The sequence below is a fragment of the Mycoplasma anserisalpingitidis genome (genome assembly GCF_007858495.1).
Lineage (GTDB): Bacteria > Bacillota_I > Bacilli_A > Mycoplasmatales > Metamycoplasmataceae > Mycoplasmopsis > Mycoplasmopsis anserisalpingitidis_A.
The window spans coordinates 657,172-676,103 of sequence record NZ_CP041663.1 but is presented as its reverse complement, the minus strand read 5'-3'; the positions used below and the strand labels follow the sequence as shown (position 1 = coordinate 676,103).

Here is an 18,932-nt window from a genome sequence, read left to right as displayed (position 1 = left end):
AAGGATAAAAAATGAATTTAGAAAAATTTATAAGAAATGTGCCTGATTTTCCTAAAAAAGGAATTTTATTCAAAGATATTTCGCCATTGTTAGCTAATGGAGAAGTATTAAATTACACAATTAATCAAATGGCAGATTTATGTAAAGACTGTGACATTATTGTAGGGCCAGATGCAAGGGGATTTCTTTTTGGAACTCCTGTAGCTGCATTTCTTAAAAAACCATTTATAATGGTGAGAAAACCAAATAAATTACCAGGTGAAGTTATTTCGATGGAATATGATTTAGAATATGGTTCAAATAAATTAGAACTTCAAAAAGGTTTTATTAAACCTGGTCAAACAGCTGCTATTGTTGATGATGTATTAGCAACTGGTGGAACAACAAAAGCGATTGTCAAACTTTTAGAATCACAAGGTGTTAAAGTTAAAAAAATCGTTCTACTTATGGAATTGTGTGACTTAAATGGTAGAGAAATTTTTGACAAAGATATTAAAATTGAATCATTAATTAAAGTAGGTTAGTCCTACTTTTTTTGTGAAATATTTACATAAAATTTAATCTTTGAAAAATTAAACCTATTACAACATTTTAATAATGCTATAATTTCTAATAATATATTAAAATAAGGAGAAAAAAATGTCAGCAATTACAAAAATTCATGCTCGTGAAGTTTTAGATTCACGTGGTAATCCTACTGTTCAAGTTATAGTTGAAACTGAATTAGGAGGATACGGTTCAGCAATGGTTCCTTCAGGAGCTTCAACAGGTTCAAGAGAAGCATTAGAATTAAGAGATAAAGGTTCAAAATATGAATCGAATTGATTCGGTGGTAAAGGAGTTATGTTAGCTGTTGATCACGTTAACAATGACATCGCACCAGAACTTTTAGGAATGGAAGTTACAGAACAACGTTTAATCGACTACAGAATGATTGAATTAGATGGAACAGAAACTAAATCAAAATTCGGAGCTAATGCTATTTTAGGTGTATCTTTAGCAGTTGCTAGAGCTGCAGCAGATGAATTAGATTTACCTTTATACAAATATTTAGGTGGATTTAATGCTCACCAATTACCTTTACCAATGTTAAATGTTATTAATGGTGGTGAGCACGCATCAAATACATTAGATTTCCAAGAATTTATGATTATGCCAGTTGGGGCTAAAACATTTAGAGAAGCTTTACAAATGGCTAACATGGTATTCCACAATTTAGCTAAATTATTAAAGAAAGCTGGACATGGTGTTCAAGTTGGTGATGAGGGTGGATTTGCTCCAAATTTCAGATCACATGAAGAAGCTTTAGACTTCATCGTTGAAGCTATTAAAGCAGCTGGATATACACCAGCTCGTTCAGGAGAAAAAGCAGTTGCTATCGCAATGGATGCTGCATGTAGTGAATTATATGAAAACAACACATATACATTCAAAAAATTAAAAGCAGCCATTGAAGAAAAACGTGTTGGTTTTGAAAATTTAGGAAATGTTAAATTAAGTTACACAAGTGATGAAATGATTTCATACTTAGGTGCATTAGTGAACAAATACCCAATCATTTCAATTGAAGATGGTTTTGCAGAAAGCGACTGAGAAGGATTTAAGAAATTCACAGCACAATATGGAGATAGAGTTCAAATTGTTGGTGACGACTTAACAGTTACAAACGTAAAAATATTAGAACGTGCTATTAAAGAAAAATCAATGAACGCTATTTTAATTAAATTAAACCAAATTGGAACAGTTACTGAAACTTTTGAAGCTATTCAAATGGCTCAAAAAGCTAATATGACAGCAGTTGTTTCACACCGTTCAGGTGAAACAGAAGATTCAACAATCGCTGACGTAGCTGTTGCTATGAATACAGGTCAAATTAAAACTGGTTCATTATCACGTACAGATCGTATTGCAAAATACAACCGTTTATTAGCTATTGAAGAAGAATTGGGATCAGTAAGTAAATTCTTAGGTAGTGAAACATTCTATAACCTTAAAAAATAATTACTTATAAGTAAATTGCTTATTTTAAATAAGCAATTTTATTTTTGCTTTTGTTATAATTTCATAGTGATTAAAGCTATATTAGCATGTGATAAGAATGGTGTAATCGGAAATAAAAACAAACTACCTTGAAACATAAAATCTGAGATGAATTTTTTTCAAAGTAATATAATGAACCAAAATGTTTTAATAGGTAAAACAACATTTTTATCACTAAAAAATGGACTTCCTAAAGCAAAAAATGTATTTATTTTATCTGATGATTTAACAATTAGAGCAGAAAGAGCAAATGAAAGAATTGTAACTAATATAGGTTTCATAAATTCTTACAAAAACAGTAAAAAAGATATTTTTATTTGTGGTGGTCTTTCAATTTATTTACAGACAATAAACCTTGTTGATGAAGTTATTTTAAGTTTTATTAAAGATGAGTATTATGGGGATATTAAAATAAATTTAAATCTTTTTGAAAACTTTATTATGTTCAAAGAAATTGAATATGATGAATTTAATGTTAAATATTTAGTTAATAAAAGTAGTTAGTGAAGGTATATTATGAAAAAGTGAGTTAAGAGTACGCTTTGATTAGGATCAATTGTAGTTGTTTGCGGAATGATTGCTAGTGGAACAGTAGCCACTAAATATTATGGTGGGAGAATTATTTATGATTTTGATAAAGCTGCAAATGATAATTTTTCTATAGATGAATATGTCCAATTTAATGATGATAACTCTTGAGATTCAATAGATTCTCTTGATGCAGCAGATATTAATATTTTCTTTATTCAAGATGGTGAACAAGCCTTTTATAATAGTATAAGATTATCTATGCTATCAAAATCAGAAACACATTTATTTTATCCAACGAGTTTAGAGTTAGGCAAATATATAAATTTTGAGAAATTAGAAAATTTTCTTAAAAATGAAAGAATAATATTTTATAAAAATGAATCGGATGAATTGGAACGAGTAAATTCAGATAGCTCGGAAAAACTCAAAACATATGAAATTGAAATTAGAAACAAAACATCGGTAAAAAAATTAGGTATATTTTACATTGATGAGTTAATAGATAATGTAAAAAATATAATGAATAACAACAAAAGTAAAAAAATTAATCTTTGAATAAATTCAGATAATTTAAGATTTTATTTACCTTTAATAGAGCTAGCACAAGTTAATAATTTAGTGATTAGGGGTATTGAAGATAATTATAGAATAGGTAAAGAAGTTTTAGAGAATTTACACATTCAGCTGAATGAGTGATTAAAACATGAATTGGAAGATGTTGATAAAAGTGATGAACAGATAAAGAAATATGTAATGAATAGTTTTTATGTAAATCGTTCAGAAAATTATTTGTTACCAAAAATATACAAAAACATTTATTTTTATTTTAGTAGTCAATCAGAATTAGAAAAATTAAAACAACTAGGTTATGAAAATTTTAATTCATTATCAAACAGCGATAAGCAAATTAAAGATTATATTTTAGAAAGTTTATCGAAAAGTAATGTGAATTTAGATTTATATTGAAATGAAATTACTAACTACATGAAGCAAGATAATTAAAAAACACAAGACTAAATCTTGTGTTTTTGTATTTAAACTATTTAATAATTTTTGTTACTGAACCAGCACCAACTGTACGTCCACCTTCACGAATAGAGAATTTTGTTCCTTCTTCTACAGCGATAGGAGCGATTAATTTAACTTTTAAGTTAACGTTTTCACCTGGCATAACCATTTCACGTCCAGCTTCAAATTCAACTCCACCTGTAACGTCTGTTGTACGGAAGTAGAATTGAGGTTTATAGTTCTTGAAGAATGGTGTGTGACGTCCACCTTCTTCTTTTTTAAGAACATAAATAGCAGCTTCAAATTCTGTGTGAGGAATAATTGAACCTGGTTTTGCTAAAACTTGTCCACGTTCAATGTCTTCACGGTTTACACCACGAAGTAATAATCCTGCGTTGTCCCCAGCTTGAGCTTCTTTAAGGTTTTTACGGAACATTTCGATTCCTGTAACAACTGTTTTTTTAGTAGGTTTTAATCCAACGATTTCAACCTCTTGGTTTAATTCTAATCTACCACGTTCTACACGTCCTGTAGCAACTGTTCCACGCCCTGTAATTGTGAAAACATCTTCTACAGCCATTAAGAATGGTTTGTCGAATTCTTTAATAGGTGTTTCAATGTATGAGTCAACTGCAGCCATTAATTCCATAATAGCGTTTTCGTATTTTGCATCACCTTGAAGTGCTTGGAAAGCTGATCCACGGATAACTGGAGCATTATCTCCGTCAAATCCATATTCTGAAAGCATTGAACGAACTTCCATTTCAACAAGGTCGATCATTTCGTCTTCACCTTCTAACATATCACATTTGTTTAAGAATACAACGATACGAGGTACCCCAACTTGTTTAGATAAAAGAATGTGTTCACGTGTTTGAGGCATAGGTCCATCTGTTGCAGCAACAACTAAGATAGCACCATCCATTTGTGCAGCCCCTGTAATCATGTTTTTAACGTAGTCAGCGTGACCTGGACAGTCTACGTGAGCGTAGTGACGGTTTTCTGTTTGGTATTCGATGTGTGATGTATTAATTGTAATACCACGTGCTCTTTCTTCAGGAGCATTATCGATAGAAGCATAATCACGAGCTTCTGATAATCCTTTTTTAGATAAAACTGTAGCAATAGCAGCAGTTAAAGTTGTTTTACCGTGGTCAACGTGACCAATTGTTCCAACGTTAACGTGTTCTTTACTACGATCGAAATCTAATTTTGCCATTGTCTTTTCCTTTCATTATTATTTACTATGTTTTAGCGCTAAAACCACCTAAGTCTAGTCTTTCAGCTAGAACCTATCCGTATAAATTAGCATATATATTTTACCAAAAAATAGTTTTTATAAATATGCTTTTAATTTAGCGCATTATAAGCAATATTATATATTAAAATAAATTTTTATTAAATCATAGAACTTGAATAAAATTATTAATTTTTATTTGCAAATTGTCTTATAAATTTGGATAATCCAGCATTTTTATAATCAAATTCTAGAGTTATATCAGCAATTTTTTTGAATAAATCCGATGAGTTTTTCATTGCAACAACTGTACCAAGTATTCCTTTTGCTGAAGCATCATTCATCGAATCACCAATATGCATCGCATCTTTCGGATCGATTCCAAACATTTCACAATATTCTTTTTCAGACAATCCTTTACTAGCGTTTACTGATGTAATCTCCATTAAAGTGTTTTGTCTACCGCTAAAAGAAACCTCTAAAATGCCTTCATATTTTTTAGATCATTGTTTTTGCAATTTTATTAATTTTTTCTTAGATAATGCAAAAACTAAAATCTTAAATGTGTCGAAAGGAACTTTTTCAAGATAATCTATATTATTTTTAAATCCTTTGAAAACATCAACAATTTTGAAAAAAATAGATTTAGTAAAACTTTTCTTTAGATCTGAGTTAAGTATTGCTAAAACCTTATTTTTTGCAATATCATTAAGAATATTTTTTACAGCCTCTATTTCTATTTTCTTAGATACAACTTCTTCATTATTTATAAAAATTTTAGCGCCATTTCAAAGAATAAAGTTAGTTGCATTAATTGTTTTTAATATTCTTAATGTTTCTTCATTGTAACCTCTGCCGGTTGAAACTATAATAGGTATTTCTTTCGAAATCTCTTCAATAGCTCTTATATTTTCGATACTAAAATTGGAATGCATTGAATCCTTTATATCTAGTGACGTTCCATCAAGGTCAATAAAAATAATTTTAGGTTTTTTAATATTCATAATTAACTATTTTTCTCCTTTTTTGTTTAATAACTCACTAACAACATGGTAAAAACCATCATATTTATAGTGTGGAGCTATGAAAGTTGCATTTTTGATGTATTCAAAATCTCCATTTTGCATTGCTACAGATTGTCCTAAAACTTTAGATAAATCTTCATCAGCCATAGAATCCCCAAAGTTAATACAATCTTGGGGATCAATATTTAATTTATCACATATTTCAAGAGCTTGTGCGGATTTAGAAACTCTAGAGGAAGTAATTTCTATAACTCAGTTGTAGTGTGCTGAAAAGTAATTGACTCCGCTTATTGAATATCTAAGTTTTTTAAGTATTTTATTTATTTGAAATGGATAAACAATAAAGGTAATTTTTAGTATTTTATTTAAGTTTATTTTATTAATTTCCTTGATATGAAGTGATTTCATTCGTTTGCTTTGAGTCAAAGAAGAAATGAATTTGTATAAGTGATTTTGAGTTATTAGATATTCTCTTTCACTGGTGAATAAGGCAAAGTTAATTTTATATTTGTTTGCTATTTCAACAATTTTTAAAACTTCACCTATATCAAAAAAATATTCATGAATTAACTCATTTTTATAAAGAATTTGCGCTCCAGAACTTAAGATAGCCGTGTCGGAATTAGTCATTTGTAAAATTCTTTTAACTTTTCTATCACAATAACTTCTTCCTGTAGTTATGATAAATTTTGATTCTTGATTGATCCACTCAACAGCTTTAAGATTCTTTTTTGAAATAAGTTTATTCCTTTTATTTATTATTGTTCCATCAAGGTCAACGAAAAAGATTTTTGGTATATTTGGCAATTTTACTCCTTTTTTGTTAATCTCAAATAAGCCACTTGAGCAATCATTGCTCCATTATCAGTTGTATATTTCATATTTGGAATTATTACGTTATTGTGAAGCTTTTTAAATTCTTTTCTTAAATATGAGTTAGCACTAACACCACCGCCTAGAATCAATGAATTAACTGGATATTCTTCTAGTGCGCTTTTAGTTTTATTTATTAGATAATTGATAGCGGTATTTTGAAATGAACTCGCGATTTGTTCTTTATTTAGTTGGATGTTTTTCATTTCAGTTGTGTTGCAATAATTTAAAACTTGACTTTTTAATCCGCTGAATGAAAAATCATACTTATTTTCAGTGTGAGGTTGAGTGAAATTAATGTAATCTCCGGTATAAGAATTAAAAATTTTGTCAATTGCAGGACCACCTGGAAACCCAGTTTCTAATCTTCTTGAAACTTTGTCAAAAACTTCACCAACAGCATCATCGAGTGTCTCTCCAATTATTTCTGTTTTAAAATAATTTGTGGCATAAATTAATTGAGTGTGACCTCCAGAAACAAGTAAACAGAGTGCTGGAAATGAGACTTCATTATTTATTGTCGCACTAAAGAAATGTCCTTCTAGGTGATTTATTGGTATTAAAGGTTTATTTAGTGACAAACTTAATGCATTTGCAAATAAAAAACCAACTTGTAGGGTTCCTATCAAACCAGGCTCTTTAGTGTAAGCAATATAATCAATTTCATTTAAATTGTGTTTTTTTAGTAATAAATCATGAATAATCGAAATGTTTTGGACATGCTCCCTTGATGAAATTTCTGGAATAGTACCGCCAAATTCTTTAAAAATATCTATTTGTGAAATAGTCATCATATCAATAATTTTACCATCATCCAATATTGCTATAGAAGTATCATCATGACTTGTTTCAATTCCTAAAATTTTCATTATTTTTTTACTCCTATTTGCGGTTTTTTGATATATAAAACTTCTTGTTTTAATGGTTTTTGATTATTAAAATATTTTTGATAATTTTGAAAATTTTTTGAAATATGTTCGAAATTTATTTTACTTATCTTAATATTTTCATCCTTATTCACAACTTCAATAAGTTCTTTAATGTTTTTTTGCCCATACGATTTAGAATCAAATTTATATAATTTATCACCCTGCGCATCTAAAAAAATAACATCTAACTTATTATTTTGTTCATATAAAATTTCAAATGTCGAAATTGTTGAAAAGATTTTATTAAGCTGCATTGAAATAGTTCTAAAAAACACCATTCCTGAACGAACACCAGTAAAAAAACCAGGACCAACATTAGTTATGAATTGATCAATTTGAGTAACACTTAGAGAATTTCTATTTAACAACTCACTAAATTGTTCGGGTATTAGCGAAACTTTTTTTCTGTAATTTTCTAAGTGTATTTTATCAATCAAAGAATAATTATCATCAAAAAGCGCTACAAAAAAATCTTCAGTTGCTGTATCTAAATACACTTTCATTATATCCTCTCAATTTTAATTTCTCTAGTATTTTGATCGATAATTTTTATATTAATTATCAATGCATTTTCGAAATTAACACTTAAATTTTCAAACCATTCTATAGCAATTATATTATCTTCAAAAAAATCTTCAAATTCATCTAAATCACCACTTAAGTTGTAAGCATCGATGTGGATTAGTCCATCATAATTCTTCATATAGTTAAATGTTGGTGAAGTTATGTTCTGGCTTATTCCTAATTCTGTTGCTAAATATTTTACAAAAGTTGTTTTACCAGCACCAAGATCTCCGCTTAGCAAAACAAACTTAACTTTTGGTTTAATTTCAAGAATTTTTTTAGCTAAATTAGCCAATTCTGCTTGAGATTTTACGGTTAAATTTTGACCTATCAACATTTCATCCTTTTACTACATTAAAATAATATATTAAATTATAATTTAAATTATGCTAAGGGTTATTAAATTATTTAGTAGTAAGTTAAAATTTGTAATCTTAATTACAGTCATTTTTAACTTTATACCAAGTTTTGTTGTAATGTTAATTCCTTCTTTGATTAGACAGTTTATCGAATATGCTAATGGTAATGAAATAAAACATATTGAAGTTTTTTTGTGAAAATTTAGCAGTAATTCTACAATGTTAGATAATTATGATTTATTAGTAATAATAACTTTATCTGCAGCTTATCTACTTTTTTTATGCAACTTAATTCCGTCTTTATTGAATAATTATATTCTCAATCAAACAAGATATGAAATAAGAAAAATAATGTTTAATAAAATAATTAAGCTCAGAAAAGAACAAATAGATTCACTAAGTTATGCTAGAATTATGACTCTTTTTAGTAATGATATAAGAAAAATTGTTGATGGAATTTATTTTGTTACCAAATCGATTTTACAAAATATTTTTAACTTAATTTGAGGATTGATTTTTTCTATAACTTTAAGTATTTTGTATTCAATTAGTATATTTATTTTAATGCCTTTAATAATTATAATTTCTTCAATTATTATTTATAAAATTTTTCCTCTTTTTAGAAAGGAAAATGCGGTTTTTGAAGAAATTAATGATAAAGTTAAGGAAGATATAAATCTTATTCAGCTAGTTAAGTCGTACAATCTTGAAGATGATAGATATGATACATTTACTAAATCTAATGATAAACTTTACGATATTTCCATTAGGGCGAATAAACTAAATATAACAGCTTGAAGATTTAATGATTTTTCAAATGATATTGCAACAATAATTGTATTTTTAATAGGTGGTTTATTAATCTATTTCATTGGCGCTTCAAAATCAAGCTCAGAAGTAGGTAAAATTTATCAATTTAACTCGTACATGTGAATTATTTCTAGTTCTATTTTCAGTCTATCACAAACTATTAATAGTTTGACTCGTTCTCAAGTTAGTGCAAAAAGATATTTAGAAATATTAAATATAGAGTGCGAAGAAATAAACAGTTCAAAAGAAATTAAATTAGTTAGCAATGAAATTGAATTTAAGAATGTAAGTTTTAAATATTCGAATGCTGACAGTGAACAAAATACATTAAAAAACATTAGTTTTAAAATCCCTTCAAACAAAACAGTAGGTGTTATAGGTAAAACAGGTTCAGGTAAAAGTACGTTGGCACTACTTTTAGTCAAAGAATTGAAAGCAACTGAAGGTCAAATTTTTGTAGGTGGAGTTAATATTAATGAAATTGATTACAATGATTTCCACTCAAAAGTAAGTCAAGTATTTCAAAAACCGTTAATTTTTAGTGGTACTATAAAGGAAAATATCGAGTTTTCAACTAGAAATTACGATAATGAAACTATTGAAAATGCTTCTAAAGTAGCTTGTTTAGACTTTGTTAATGATTATGACAAAAAGTTTGATCAAGTTATTGGTCAAAGAGGTATCAATTTAAGTGGTGGTCAAAAGCAAAGAATTGCAATAGCTCAGGCTATCCTAAAAAATCCACAAATTTTAGTATTAGACGATACCACTAGCGCGTTGGATAATAAAACTGATTTGATCGTAAGAAAAAATCTAGCTAATAGTTTAATTAATACTACAGTTTTCATAATTTCACAAAAAATTAATTCTGTTTCAAATGCTGACATAATCATTGTTTTAGATGGTGGGAGAATCATTGATCAAGGAACTCACAGCGAGTTATTATCAAGATGTGAAATTTATAAGGAGTTTGCGAATGCGCAAAGAGAAAATTATGAAGAGTAATAGTTCATTAAAAACCTTTTTAAGAATGATATATGCTGCTAAAGTTAAACCAAAAGTTTGAATAACTTTCATTACATTTGCATTCATTAAAGCATTAAGTTGAAGTGCTATAGGGTTTGGTACCGGTTGAATATTGGATAAGTTTTTTTCAAAAGGAAATTTAGAAAAATTTAATTTATCAATTTTTTTAGTGGTTTTAACCGTTTTTTTACTAGTATATGTTATTCATAGAACTTTTGTAGGACTAACAACATATTTTATGACTAAAATCACCACACGTTTTGAACGTGAAATGAGAAGCAATTTATATAGACATATTCAAGAAATGAGTTTTTTTAATTTCGAAACTGAAAAAACAGGTGATTTTATGGCAGTTGTAACTGAAGATACCGTTTCAGCTTTTTCAAGTATGAATAGTGTACTTCTAAGTTTATGTGATTTTGTTTTTGACATTTTATTGTCGACATTTTGAATGTTGTTATTAGCACCAATTTTAGGATTAATCACTTACTTAATTATTCCACCTATTTCAATTCTTTTTATTTACTTAGTTTCTAAAAGTAGAAAACAGTGAAAAAAATCAAGGGACGCCTTTGGAGCACTAAATGCTTATTTAGAAGAAACTTTAGATATTTTACCTCTTGTTAGAGTTCACAGACAATGAAATAGAATTGAAAATAAATTTGATGAACACAATAATCGTCACAGAGAAGTCACACAAAAGGCTTTCTTACACCAAACAATCGCTTATCCTGCTTATTCTGCGTTAAAGGTCATTTCTGAATTAGTAATAATTATTATAGGAATTACTTTTATAACAAAATCTTATCCCTCATATGGAATTTATGGTGTTTATACTATTGGGGTTGTTACTTCTTTTAATGTTTATAGCAAGACTTTTACAAACAGTATTTCTAACTTATTAAATATCTCAGCTGAATTACAACAAGGGATTTCTAGTTGAGATAGAATTGAAAATATTCTTAAGATTTCCAACGATAAGGAAGATAAAATTAAACCTAATTTAGTATTTGCGGAAGGAAAAATAGAATTCAAGTCCGTTAATTTCGCATACCCATCTAATCTTGATGTTAAAGTTTTGAAAAATATTAATTTCACTATTAATCCTGGTGAATCGCTTGCATTGGTCGGACACACAGGTTGTGGTAAAACAACTATTAGTAAAATTTTAATGAAGTTTTATGAAACGAATGATGGACAAGTGCTTATTGATAATCAAAATGCAATCGAGTATAATGCAAAAAGCTGAAGAGAAAACATTGCATTAATTTCTCAGGATGTAATGCTTTTTGAAGACACATTAATGAATAATATTAAAAATGCAAATAAGAATATCTCTGATGAAAAAGTTATCGAAATTTGTCGTGAAATAGGTCTTGATGAGTATATTCAAACATTAAAAGAAAAATATAGTACAAAATTAACTCACAATGCAGAAGAGTTATCGCAAGGTCAAAGGCAATTAGTTTCTATTGCTAGAGCACTAGCTTCAGAAAAGAAAATAATAATAATGGATGAAGCAACAAGTAATATCGATAGTATCACAGAACAGAAAATTCAAAACTGTATTAAATTAATGATGAAAGATAAAACGATGTTGATAATTGCTCATAGATTATCAACCATTAAAAAAGCAACAAATATTTTAGTTATGGACCATGGTGTGATTCTCGAAAGCGGAAACCACAATGAATTAATTGCAAAAAATGGAATATATGCTAATTTATACAATGAAGGATTTAAAAGTATCGAGTAGAGATTAAACACTTAGTTTAATCTTTTTTTAAAAATAGATACATTACCAATATTTAAAATTCAAATAAAACAACAATAAAAATATAAAAACACTTTAGAGTATAATTTAATAAATTTAAAGATAATATAGGAGAAATTATGAAAAAAACTGTATTAATAGTTATAGATGGTTTAGGTCTAAGAGAAGAAACACAAGGAAATGGTTTTGCTCTTGCAAATACACCAACATTTGATAAATTATTTAAAGAATATCCAAATAGTATTATTCAAGCTAGTGGAGAATTTGTCGGTTTACCAAGCGGACAAATGGGTAACTCAGAAGTTGGACACTTGAATATTGGTGCTGGTACAATCGTTTACACAGGTTTATCACTAATTGCAAAAGCTCTTAAAAATAAAGAATTTGGAAAAAACAAAGCTTTCCTAGAAGCATTTAACGATGTTAAGAAAAATGATTCAACACTACATGTTATGGGTCTATTAAGTCCAGGTGGGGTTCATTCTTTAGAAGACCATTTATTTGAAATTTTAAGGGAAGCACATGCTTTTGGTCTTAAAAAAGTTTCTGTTCATGCTTTTGGAGATGGTCGTGATGTTGCTCCTCGTTCAATTAAACAATCAATAGAAAAATTGCAAAACCTTGTTGATGAGTTTGGATACAAAATAGCATCAATTGGTGGAAGATTTTATGGAATGGACCGTGATAAAATGTTTGACAGAGTTGAAAAACACTACGAAGCATTGTTAGGACACAGTTCATCAACATATAATTCGGCACCAGAATTTGTGGAAGAATCATACAAAAACGAAATTTCAGATGAATTTTTTGTACCATCAATTAACAAAAATTGCTCAAAAGAAGAATTTGTTAAAGATGGTGATTCAATTATTTTCTTTAACTTCCGTCCAGATAGAGCAAGACAATTAACACACCTATTCATCGGTTCAACATTATATGATAACAAACCAGTTCATCCGGTTAAAATTAATAAATTTGTTTCGATGATGAAATATGAAGGATTAAATACTATTGTAGCGTTTGATGAGATGGAAATTTCAATGCCAATTGGTAGAGTTTTAGAGTTAGAAGGAAAAACCCAGTTAAGAATTGCTGAAACACAAAAATACGCTCATGTAACATTCTTTATGGATGGTGGTAATGACATTGAGTTTAAAAATTCAAAGAGAATTTTAGTGGATTCGTTGAAAGTTGAGTCATATGCTGACGCTCCACATATGTCAGCTGAAGGTATCACTGATAAACTTTTGGAACACGGTGCAAATTATGATGTTACAATAATGAACTTCGCAAACCCAGATATGGTTGGTCATACAGGAAATCTTAAGTCAACAATTGAAGCGGTTTCGTTCTTAGATACACAAATTAAAAGAATTTTTGATTGAGCTGAGAGAAATAATATAACTGTTTTCATTACTGCAGACCATGGTAATGCCGAAATTACTGAAGATGAAAATGGAAAACCAGCCACAAAACATACAAGCAGTCCAGTAATGCTTATTTCAAGTGATAAAAATATTAAATTAAAAGACGGAAAATTGGCCGATGTTGCTCCAACAATTTTAGATTATATTGGTGTTAAACAACCCAAAGAAATGGATGGAGTTTCACTTTTAATTAAATAATTTAAAAAATCAACATTAGTAGTAAAACCACTTATATGTTGATTTTTTGTTTTATTTTCCCATTTCATAATAGCCATAAAAAACATAATTACTTGATTTTATAGGCGTTTTTCAATTTTTACCATACATTTGTTCAAGATAGAATTGAATATTTTTGATAACGTTAAATTTAAATCCGTTTAATTCAACTTTTATAGTTTCTTGTGTGTCTCTTTTTAGTATTATATGATCATCAATTAATTTTTGTTTTGAATTTGGCCAATGAACAATAAAATAAATTCCAGTATCTTTTTCTGTGCTAACTTGCCTTTGAGCATCATCAATAGTTAAAGGTTTAACTCAAAAAAGGAATAATTTAACAAATAAAACAATTAAATTTTGTGCTAATTTATGAGTGTAAAATTTTCTGAAATTCTTAAAATAACCTTTAAAAGCTCTTAATTTATTAAAGGTTGATTTAGAATATTTTAAAAATTTTTCTGGATCACTTTCTACTATAACAAACAAATCTACAAAAGAAGAATTCGGATTGTTCTCATCATAGACATCTACAAATCTAGGGAATTGATAACAATAATTTTTGCAATTTTGATTATTGATAATATTTTTAGGAAACTTTTGTTTTAATTTTTCATAAGTATCCAAATTAATAATAATATCAATATCTGCATCCCATTTTATTATTTCTTTATCACGCACTGCACCTAAGGCACTACCAAAGTAAAGAGAATAAAATAAATTATTTTCCTCACAAAATTTTGCAATCTTTTTTAATAAGTCTAAATTCTTATTTTTCCTTTTATCAATATTTAATTGAATGGAAGGATGATCAGAAATTTGCATATTACTCCTACATAAATATAAATAATAAAATTAATATTGAAACAGAAATTATAAAAGTTGGGCAAGCAATTTTATTAAAATTACTTTTTGTTTTACTACTAATGATAGTTTGGTTATTAATTAACAAGTTATTTTTATTTTTTTGCTTATAAAATTGTATTCTTTTTTCTCCAATATACACTATAAATAAAGCGATTGCTGATAAAAGAGAAGGTATTACAATTTGACCAAAGGTTTTTATTGCGGTTATGATAGATGAACGGTTTTCTAGATCAAAACCAAATTGATCAATATTATCAGAAAGTGTTATTCTATAAATTATTTTTGTAAAATAATCCGATGTTCCGGTTCCTCCGGGTGTAGGACTAAATGAGTTAACATTTCTTACCAAGAATTGCGAAATTGTCATATTAAAGTATCAACCACCCATTAAATTTTCATCAAGCATGTTCATATAATGCAAGTATAAAGAAATCGGCGCTATGAATCAAACTGAAGACTTATAGAACAATAATTCGCAAATTCTTCATCATCTTTTGAACACCACATTTATTCCATTGCTTACTTTATATAATTCATATTTTCAATTTGCATAAAGTTCATCAGTTTTTGCAATTCCTATGAATGAAAATCATTCAATAATTTTTATAATAGCTTTTAAAATTGGTGTTTGAATTCTTTTGTATCCTGCTAAAACAAGGAAAAAAAGCGAAAATAAAGTATCTGATAATAAACTTAAAACTAAAAAGAAAGTGAACGAGAAAATATTATTTGATGAACCATTAGTAAACAACTCTTTATAAAAAACTAAACCAACAGGGACCACAATTATACTTAAAACAATATTTGTTAATTGTCATATGAAAGTATTAAGAATTACAGCACTAATTAATTTTGATCTATTAACATTTTTTCTTCTTAAGTATCAATATGTTGCTATGTCGGAACCAATTGATTTAGGGGTAATGTTTTGAATTATAATTCCTATAAAACTACCTACAAACAAAGTCCAGAAGCTAACTTTTTCATTCTGGTACATAAATAACCTTTTAAAGATCAAGGCATTTATAAACATTTCAAATAGTATGAAAATAAATATAAAGACAAATAAGAATCTAGTCATTCTATCATACCTGACAAACATTCAAATTGTTTTGAGAACAAATAGTGGAGAGGCACTCTTATTATTTTCTAGTTTAATATTATAAACAACATAAAAAAGAAAAATAAATATACCAATTGTTAAAGCGACCAAAAAACTATATTTTAAAAAACCTTTTAAACTAAATTTTTTAATAACAAAATCTTCCCTTAGTTCGTTAATAGAATCTAGAATTTCCTTACCTTGCACAATTAATTTTAAGTAATCATCATTATTTTTGTCATTTGATGTTTTACCCTCGGTTTCAACATTAATTGTTATTTTTTCGGTAAATTTATCATAAATTATTTTTATTCCATTTTTATTGTTTAACTTTATTTCACAAAAAGTTTTATTTTTTTCAAGGTCGAAATTGTAAATTTCGCTTTTAACAACATTAAATTTACCTATTTTTTCTCTGTCATTGATTCTTCTGAAAAATCTAATAGACTGTTCAAAAGTCATATCATATGTTTTTACAGATTGGTAATAATTTGAATATTTATTTTTAATATGATTCAATCTTTCAAATAGAGTTATATTATCTTTACTATAAATTTCACATATTTTGTAGAAATCAATTACCATAGAAATTGCGTCATTTAAAATAAATTTTGAGTTATAAGAGATAAATCTGTTATGTTCATCGTATGCAAAAAGCAGTTTTTTTTGATTATTGCTATCAATAATTTTGTTTAATTCATCTCAACTTGTAAATTCAATTACCTCAATGTTCTTTGAAGTTGCTATAGACTTAACAAAATCTCCAGTTAGTTTTGATTTAGCAATGTAATATTTTTGGCTTATATCAAAATTATTTATCAAATAATCTAAATATAAACCAGCAACTTCGTCAGTTTTAAAATATTTGAATACACCCTTATGTTTAACCGAAATATTAAAAGAATCTCCATTATTTGAGATAACAAAATTAACATCATTTCTTTTCAGAACTGAGTTAATATTCATTTTTTTAAAAATAGTATTATCAAAAACTTTAGTATTTTTGTTAACTTTTGCGTTGCTTAATATATTTATTTTTGTGTTTGTTTTGTCGAATACTTCCCTGTAAAATTCACTATTTTTCTGTTCTTGAAAACCAACATAATATTTTAATTTGTTTTCGTTATCATTTAGATATTTCTTTTGTTCAACAATATCACTTAAATAGTTTCTGTTTAGTTTATCCAGATCCATAAATTGAATTGGTGATATAGGAACTTCAATTTCTGTTAGATCAATATCTTGTAAAATAGAATTAATTTCATTTATCTGTTTTTCACTTAAACTTACACCTTTTGAATTAGTTAAACGAATCTGTATAAATTTCTTTGAATTATTATAATTGGATATATTTATAATATAGTCAAAATTATTTTCTTGAGCAAAATAATAAATTAAATTAAGCGGTATATTATTTTTTTGTTCATAAAACAAAATATCATTATTGTTTTTATATAGTATACGCGAAAAAATGTTAGATATAACTAATAAATCCTCACTTTCTGGACAGCTTACCAGAATTTTATTTTTATCTAGCTTAGAATCAATATTAATAAATTTAGAGAAAGATTCTGAAATTGCCCCTATCGTGAATTCATTAGCCAGGTGCGTTCCGATACCTAATTCTAAAATAATATTACTTTTATCTATTTTTATTTTTTTATCAAAATATGAATTTATTTGACTTTCGGTAAGATTAGAAAAAATGTAATGAAACTTATTTCAAAACTCTTTGTTACGAACTTTTTTTAACCATTTTTTATAAATATTGTTCTCAGTCATATATCTCCATAATTAAAATTATATATTATAAGTAAAGATAAAAAAGAACTAAAATTTTTGTTAAATTTAATGTGATACACCAAAAATAGTTGTTGGTAAAATTATGTATAAAAATAACTAAACTATTTGTTTTGTTAATTTTAAAACATCTATATAATATTTTAGAAACTACAGCGAGGACATATGAGGTTGTCGTTCCAGCAAAAAATAGTTGTTGAGGTTGAAACGGGTTTTCATATAGAGCTGTGTTCAAAAATGAACAAAGGAGACAACAATGAGCAAATTAAGCATTAAAATCAAAGGTTTTGATCATGCTTTGGTTGATGAAGCTGCTAAAAAAATCTATCTTTTAGCAGAAAAATCAGGTTCTAAAGTTAGTGGACCAGTTCCTCTTCCAACAAAGAGAGAAGAAATCACTATCTTAAGATCAGTTCACGTTAACAAAAAAAGCCGTGAACAATATGAATCAAGAACAAGCCAAAGACTTGTAGTTATCACAAATCCAACAGTTGAAACACAAGACAAAATTAAAAGATTAGAATTGCCAAGTGGAGTTGCAATTCAAATTAAAATCAAGTAATCAAAATTTAAGGAGAAATTATGAAAGGAATCTTAGGACGTAAAATTGGTATGACTCAAATTTACACAGAATTTGGATTATCAGTTCCAGTTACTGTTATTGAAGTTGAACCAAATGTTGTAACAAGCGTTTTAACAAAAGAAAAAAACGGATATGAAGCAACACAATTATCTGTTTTTGATAAAAAAGAAAAACGTTCAAACAAACCTGAAATTGGACACTTTTCTAAGGCTAATACAACACCTAAGCGCTACGTAAAAGAAGTTCGTGACATGGTTGGTTATGAACTCGGACAAAAGGTGGATGCAAGTATCTTTGCATCCGGTGAACTTGTTGATGTAACAGGTATTTCTAAAGGGAAAGGTTTTGCTGGTACAATCAAAAGATGAAACCAACACATTGGACCTAAATCACACGGTGGAGGAGGGGGTTCTCAACCTATCCGTCAAACTGGTTCTTTAGGGGACATTAGTGGTAATAAAGTTGTTAAAGGTATGACAATGCCTGGACAATTAGGAAATACAAAAACAACAGTACAAAATTTAGAAATTGTTAAAGTTGATGTTGAAAACAACATGATTTTAGTTAAGGGATCAATTCCTGGACCTAAAAAATCATTTGTTATGATTAAACAAGCTGTAAAAGGACTTCCAAACCACGAAGCTATTAGATTAGTAGATGTTAAAGAAGTTATGTTAATGAATGAATTAGTTGAAAAATCTAAAAAATATGGTATTGAAGTTAAAGCAGGAATGCACTCTTCAGAATTATTACCTTTAATT

Annotated in this window: 16 protein-coding genes and 1 pseudogene; 9 read left to right on the top strand and 8 right to left on the bottom strand. The window is 27.7% G+C overall.

Features of this window, described 5'->3' with window-relative positions; genetic code table 4:
• Positions 1 to 11: 11 nt before the first annotated feature.
• From FOY43_RS02800 to FOY43_RS02785, 4 genes are all read left to right on the top strand, one after another.
• Complete coding sequence (locus FOY43_RS02800; RefSeq protein ID WP_146309020.1) at positions 12 to 524, top strand: adenine phosphoribosyltransferase; 513 nt, start codon at positions 12 to 14, stop codon at positions 522 to 524.
• 115 nt (positions 525 to 639) lie between these two features.
• Positions 640 to 2,001 (top strand): phosphopyruvate hydratase, encoded by a 1,362-nt coding sequence (gene eno / locus FOY43_RS02795; protein WP_146309019.1) that lies wholly within the window; start codon positions 640 to 642, stop codon positions 1,999 to 2,001.
• A 66-nt stretch (positions 2,002 to 2,067) separates the two neighbouring features.
• Entirely contained in the window at positions 2,068 to 2,544 is a 477-nt protein-coding gene (locus tag FOY43_RS02790; protein ID WP_146309018.1) for a dihydrofolate reductase, read from the top strand.
• 12 nt (positions 2,545 to 2,556) lie between these two features.
• Positions 2,557 to 3,573, top strand: a complete 1,017-nt coding sequence (locus FOY43_RS02785) for a hypothetical protein (protein ID WP_146309017.1) — start codon at positions 2,557 to 2,559, stop codon at positions 3,571 to 3,573.
• A 37-nt stretch (positions 3,574 to 3,610) separates the two neighbouring features.
• On the opposite strand, the gene tuf is transcribed toward FOY43_RS02785, so the two are convergent.
• From tuf to tsaE, 6 genes are all read right to left on the bottom strand, one after another.
• Positions 3,611 to 4,798, bottom strand: a complete 1,188-nt coding sequence (gene tuf / locus FOY43_RS02780) for an elongation factor Tu (RefSeq protein ID WP_146309016.1) — start codon at positions 4,796 to 4,798, stop codon at positions 3,611 to 3,613.
• Between the two features lie 206 nt (positions 4,799 to 5,004).
• A complete protein-coding gene (locus tag FOY43_RS02775) occupies positions 5,005 to 5,820 on the bottom strand; it encodes an HAD family hydrolase (RefSeq protein ID WP_146309015.1) in 816 nt (271 codons plus the stop codon).
• A 6-nt stretch (positions 5,821 to 5,826) separates the two neighbouring features.
• The gene (locus tag FOY43_RS02770; RefSeq protein WP_146309014.1) at positions 5,827 to 6,648 is read right to left on the bottom strand and encodes an HAD-IIB family hydrolase; all 822 of its coding nucleotides are present in this window, start codon (positions 6,646 to 6,648) and stop codon (positions 5,827 to 5,829) included.
• Positions 6,649 to 6,650: 2 nt separating this feature from the next.
• A complete protein-coding gene (tsaD, locus tag FOY43_RS02765; RefSeq protein WP_146309013.1) occupies positions 6,651 to 7,583 on the bottom strand; it encodes a tRNA (adenosine(37)-N6)-threonylcarbamoyltransferase complex transferase subunit TsaD in 933 nt (310 codons plus the stop codon).
• Positions 7,583 to 8,146 carry a tRNA (adenosine(37)-N6)-threonylcarbamoyltransferase complex dimerization subunit type 1 TsaB gene (tsaB, locus tag FOY43_RS02760; protein ID WP_146309012.1) on the bottom strand — a complete coding sequence of 188 codons (564 nt, stop codon included), beginning with the start codon at positions 8,144 to 8,146 and terminating at the stop codon, positions 7,583 to 7,585. Before tsaB ends, tsaD begins: the two co-directional genes overlap by 1 nt.
• Complete coding sequence (gene tsaE / locus FOY43_RS02755; RefSeq protein WP_146309011.1) at positions 8,146 to 8,544, bottom strand: tRNA (adenosine(37)-N6)-threonylcarbamoyltransferase complex ATPase subunit type 1 TsaE; 399 nt, start codon at positions 8,542 to 8,544, stop codon at positions 8,146 to 8,148. Before tsaE ends, tsaB begins: the two co-directional genes overlap by 1 nt.
• A 49-nt stretch (positions 8,545 to 8,593) precedes the next feature.
• On the opposite strand from tsaE, the gene FOY43_RS02750 reads away from it, so the two are divergent.
• From FOY43_RS02750 to gpmI, 3 genes are all read left to right on the top strand, one after another.
• Positions 8,594 to 10,381 carry an ABC transporter ATP-binding protein gene (locus FOY43_RS02750; protein WP_146309010.1) on the top strand — a complete coding sequence of 596 codons (1,788 nt, stop codon included), beginning with the start codon at positions 8,594 to 8,596 and terminating at the stop codon, positions 10,379 to 10,381.
• On the top strand, positions 10,353 to 12,158 hold the full coding sequence (locus tag FOY43_RS02745) for an ABC transporter ATP-binding protein (protein WP_162847763.1): 1,806 nt from the start codon (positions 10,353 to 10,355) through the stop codon (positions 12,156 to 12,158). Before FOY43_RS02750 ends, FOY43_RS02745 begins: the two co-directional genes overlap by 29 nt.
• Positions 12,159 to 12,295: 137 nt before the next feature.
• Positions 12,296 to 13,801, top strand: coding sequence for a 2,3-bisphosphoglycerate-independent phosphoglycerate mutase (gpmI, locus tag FOY43_RS02740; RefSeq protein WP_146309008.1), 1,506 nt, complete (start codon positions 12,296 to 12,298; stop codon positions 13,799 to 13,801).
• Positions 13,802 to 13,852: 51 nt separating this feature from the next.
• Here gpmI and mf1 read toward each other — a convergent pair whose 3' ends face one another.
• Positions 13,853 to 14,644 carry a diacylglycerol cholinephosphotransferase Mf1 gene (mf1, locus tag FOY43_RS02735; protein ID WP_146309007.1) on the bottom strand — a complete coding sequence of 264 codons (792 nt, stop codon included), beginning with the start codon at positions 14,642 to 14,644 and terminating at the stop codon, positions 13,853 to 13,855.
• Between the two features lie 7 nt (positions 14,645 to 14,651).
• Positions 14,652 to 17,570 carry a lysylphosphatidylglycerol synthase domain-containing protein gene (locus FOY43_RS02730; protein ID WP_146309006.1) on the bottom strand — a complete coding sequence of 973 codons (2,919 nt, stop codon included), beginning with the start codon at positions 17,568 to 17,570 and terminating at the stop codon, positions 14,652 to 14,654.
• Between the two features lie 274 nt (positions 17,571 to 17,844).
• Between FOY43_RS02730 and rpsJ the strand changes: the two genes are divergently transcribed.
• Both rpsJ and rplC read left to right on the top strand, forming a co-directional pair.
• Positions 17,845 to 18,150 carry a 30S ribosomal protein S10 gene (rpsJ, locus tag FOY43_RS02725; protein WP_146309005.1) on the top strand — a complete coding sequence of 102 codons (306 nt, stop codon included), beginning with the start codon at positions 17,845 to 17,847 and terminating at the stop codon, positions 18,148 to 18,150.
• Between the two features lie 17 nt (positions 18,151 to 18,167).
• Positions 18,168 to 18,803 (top strand): annotated as a pseudogene (gene rplC / locus FOY43_RS02720) (50S ribosomal protein L3); the annotation flags it as partial.
• Between the last annotated feature and the right edge of the window lie 129 nt (positions 18,804 to 18,932).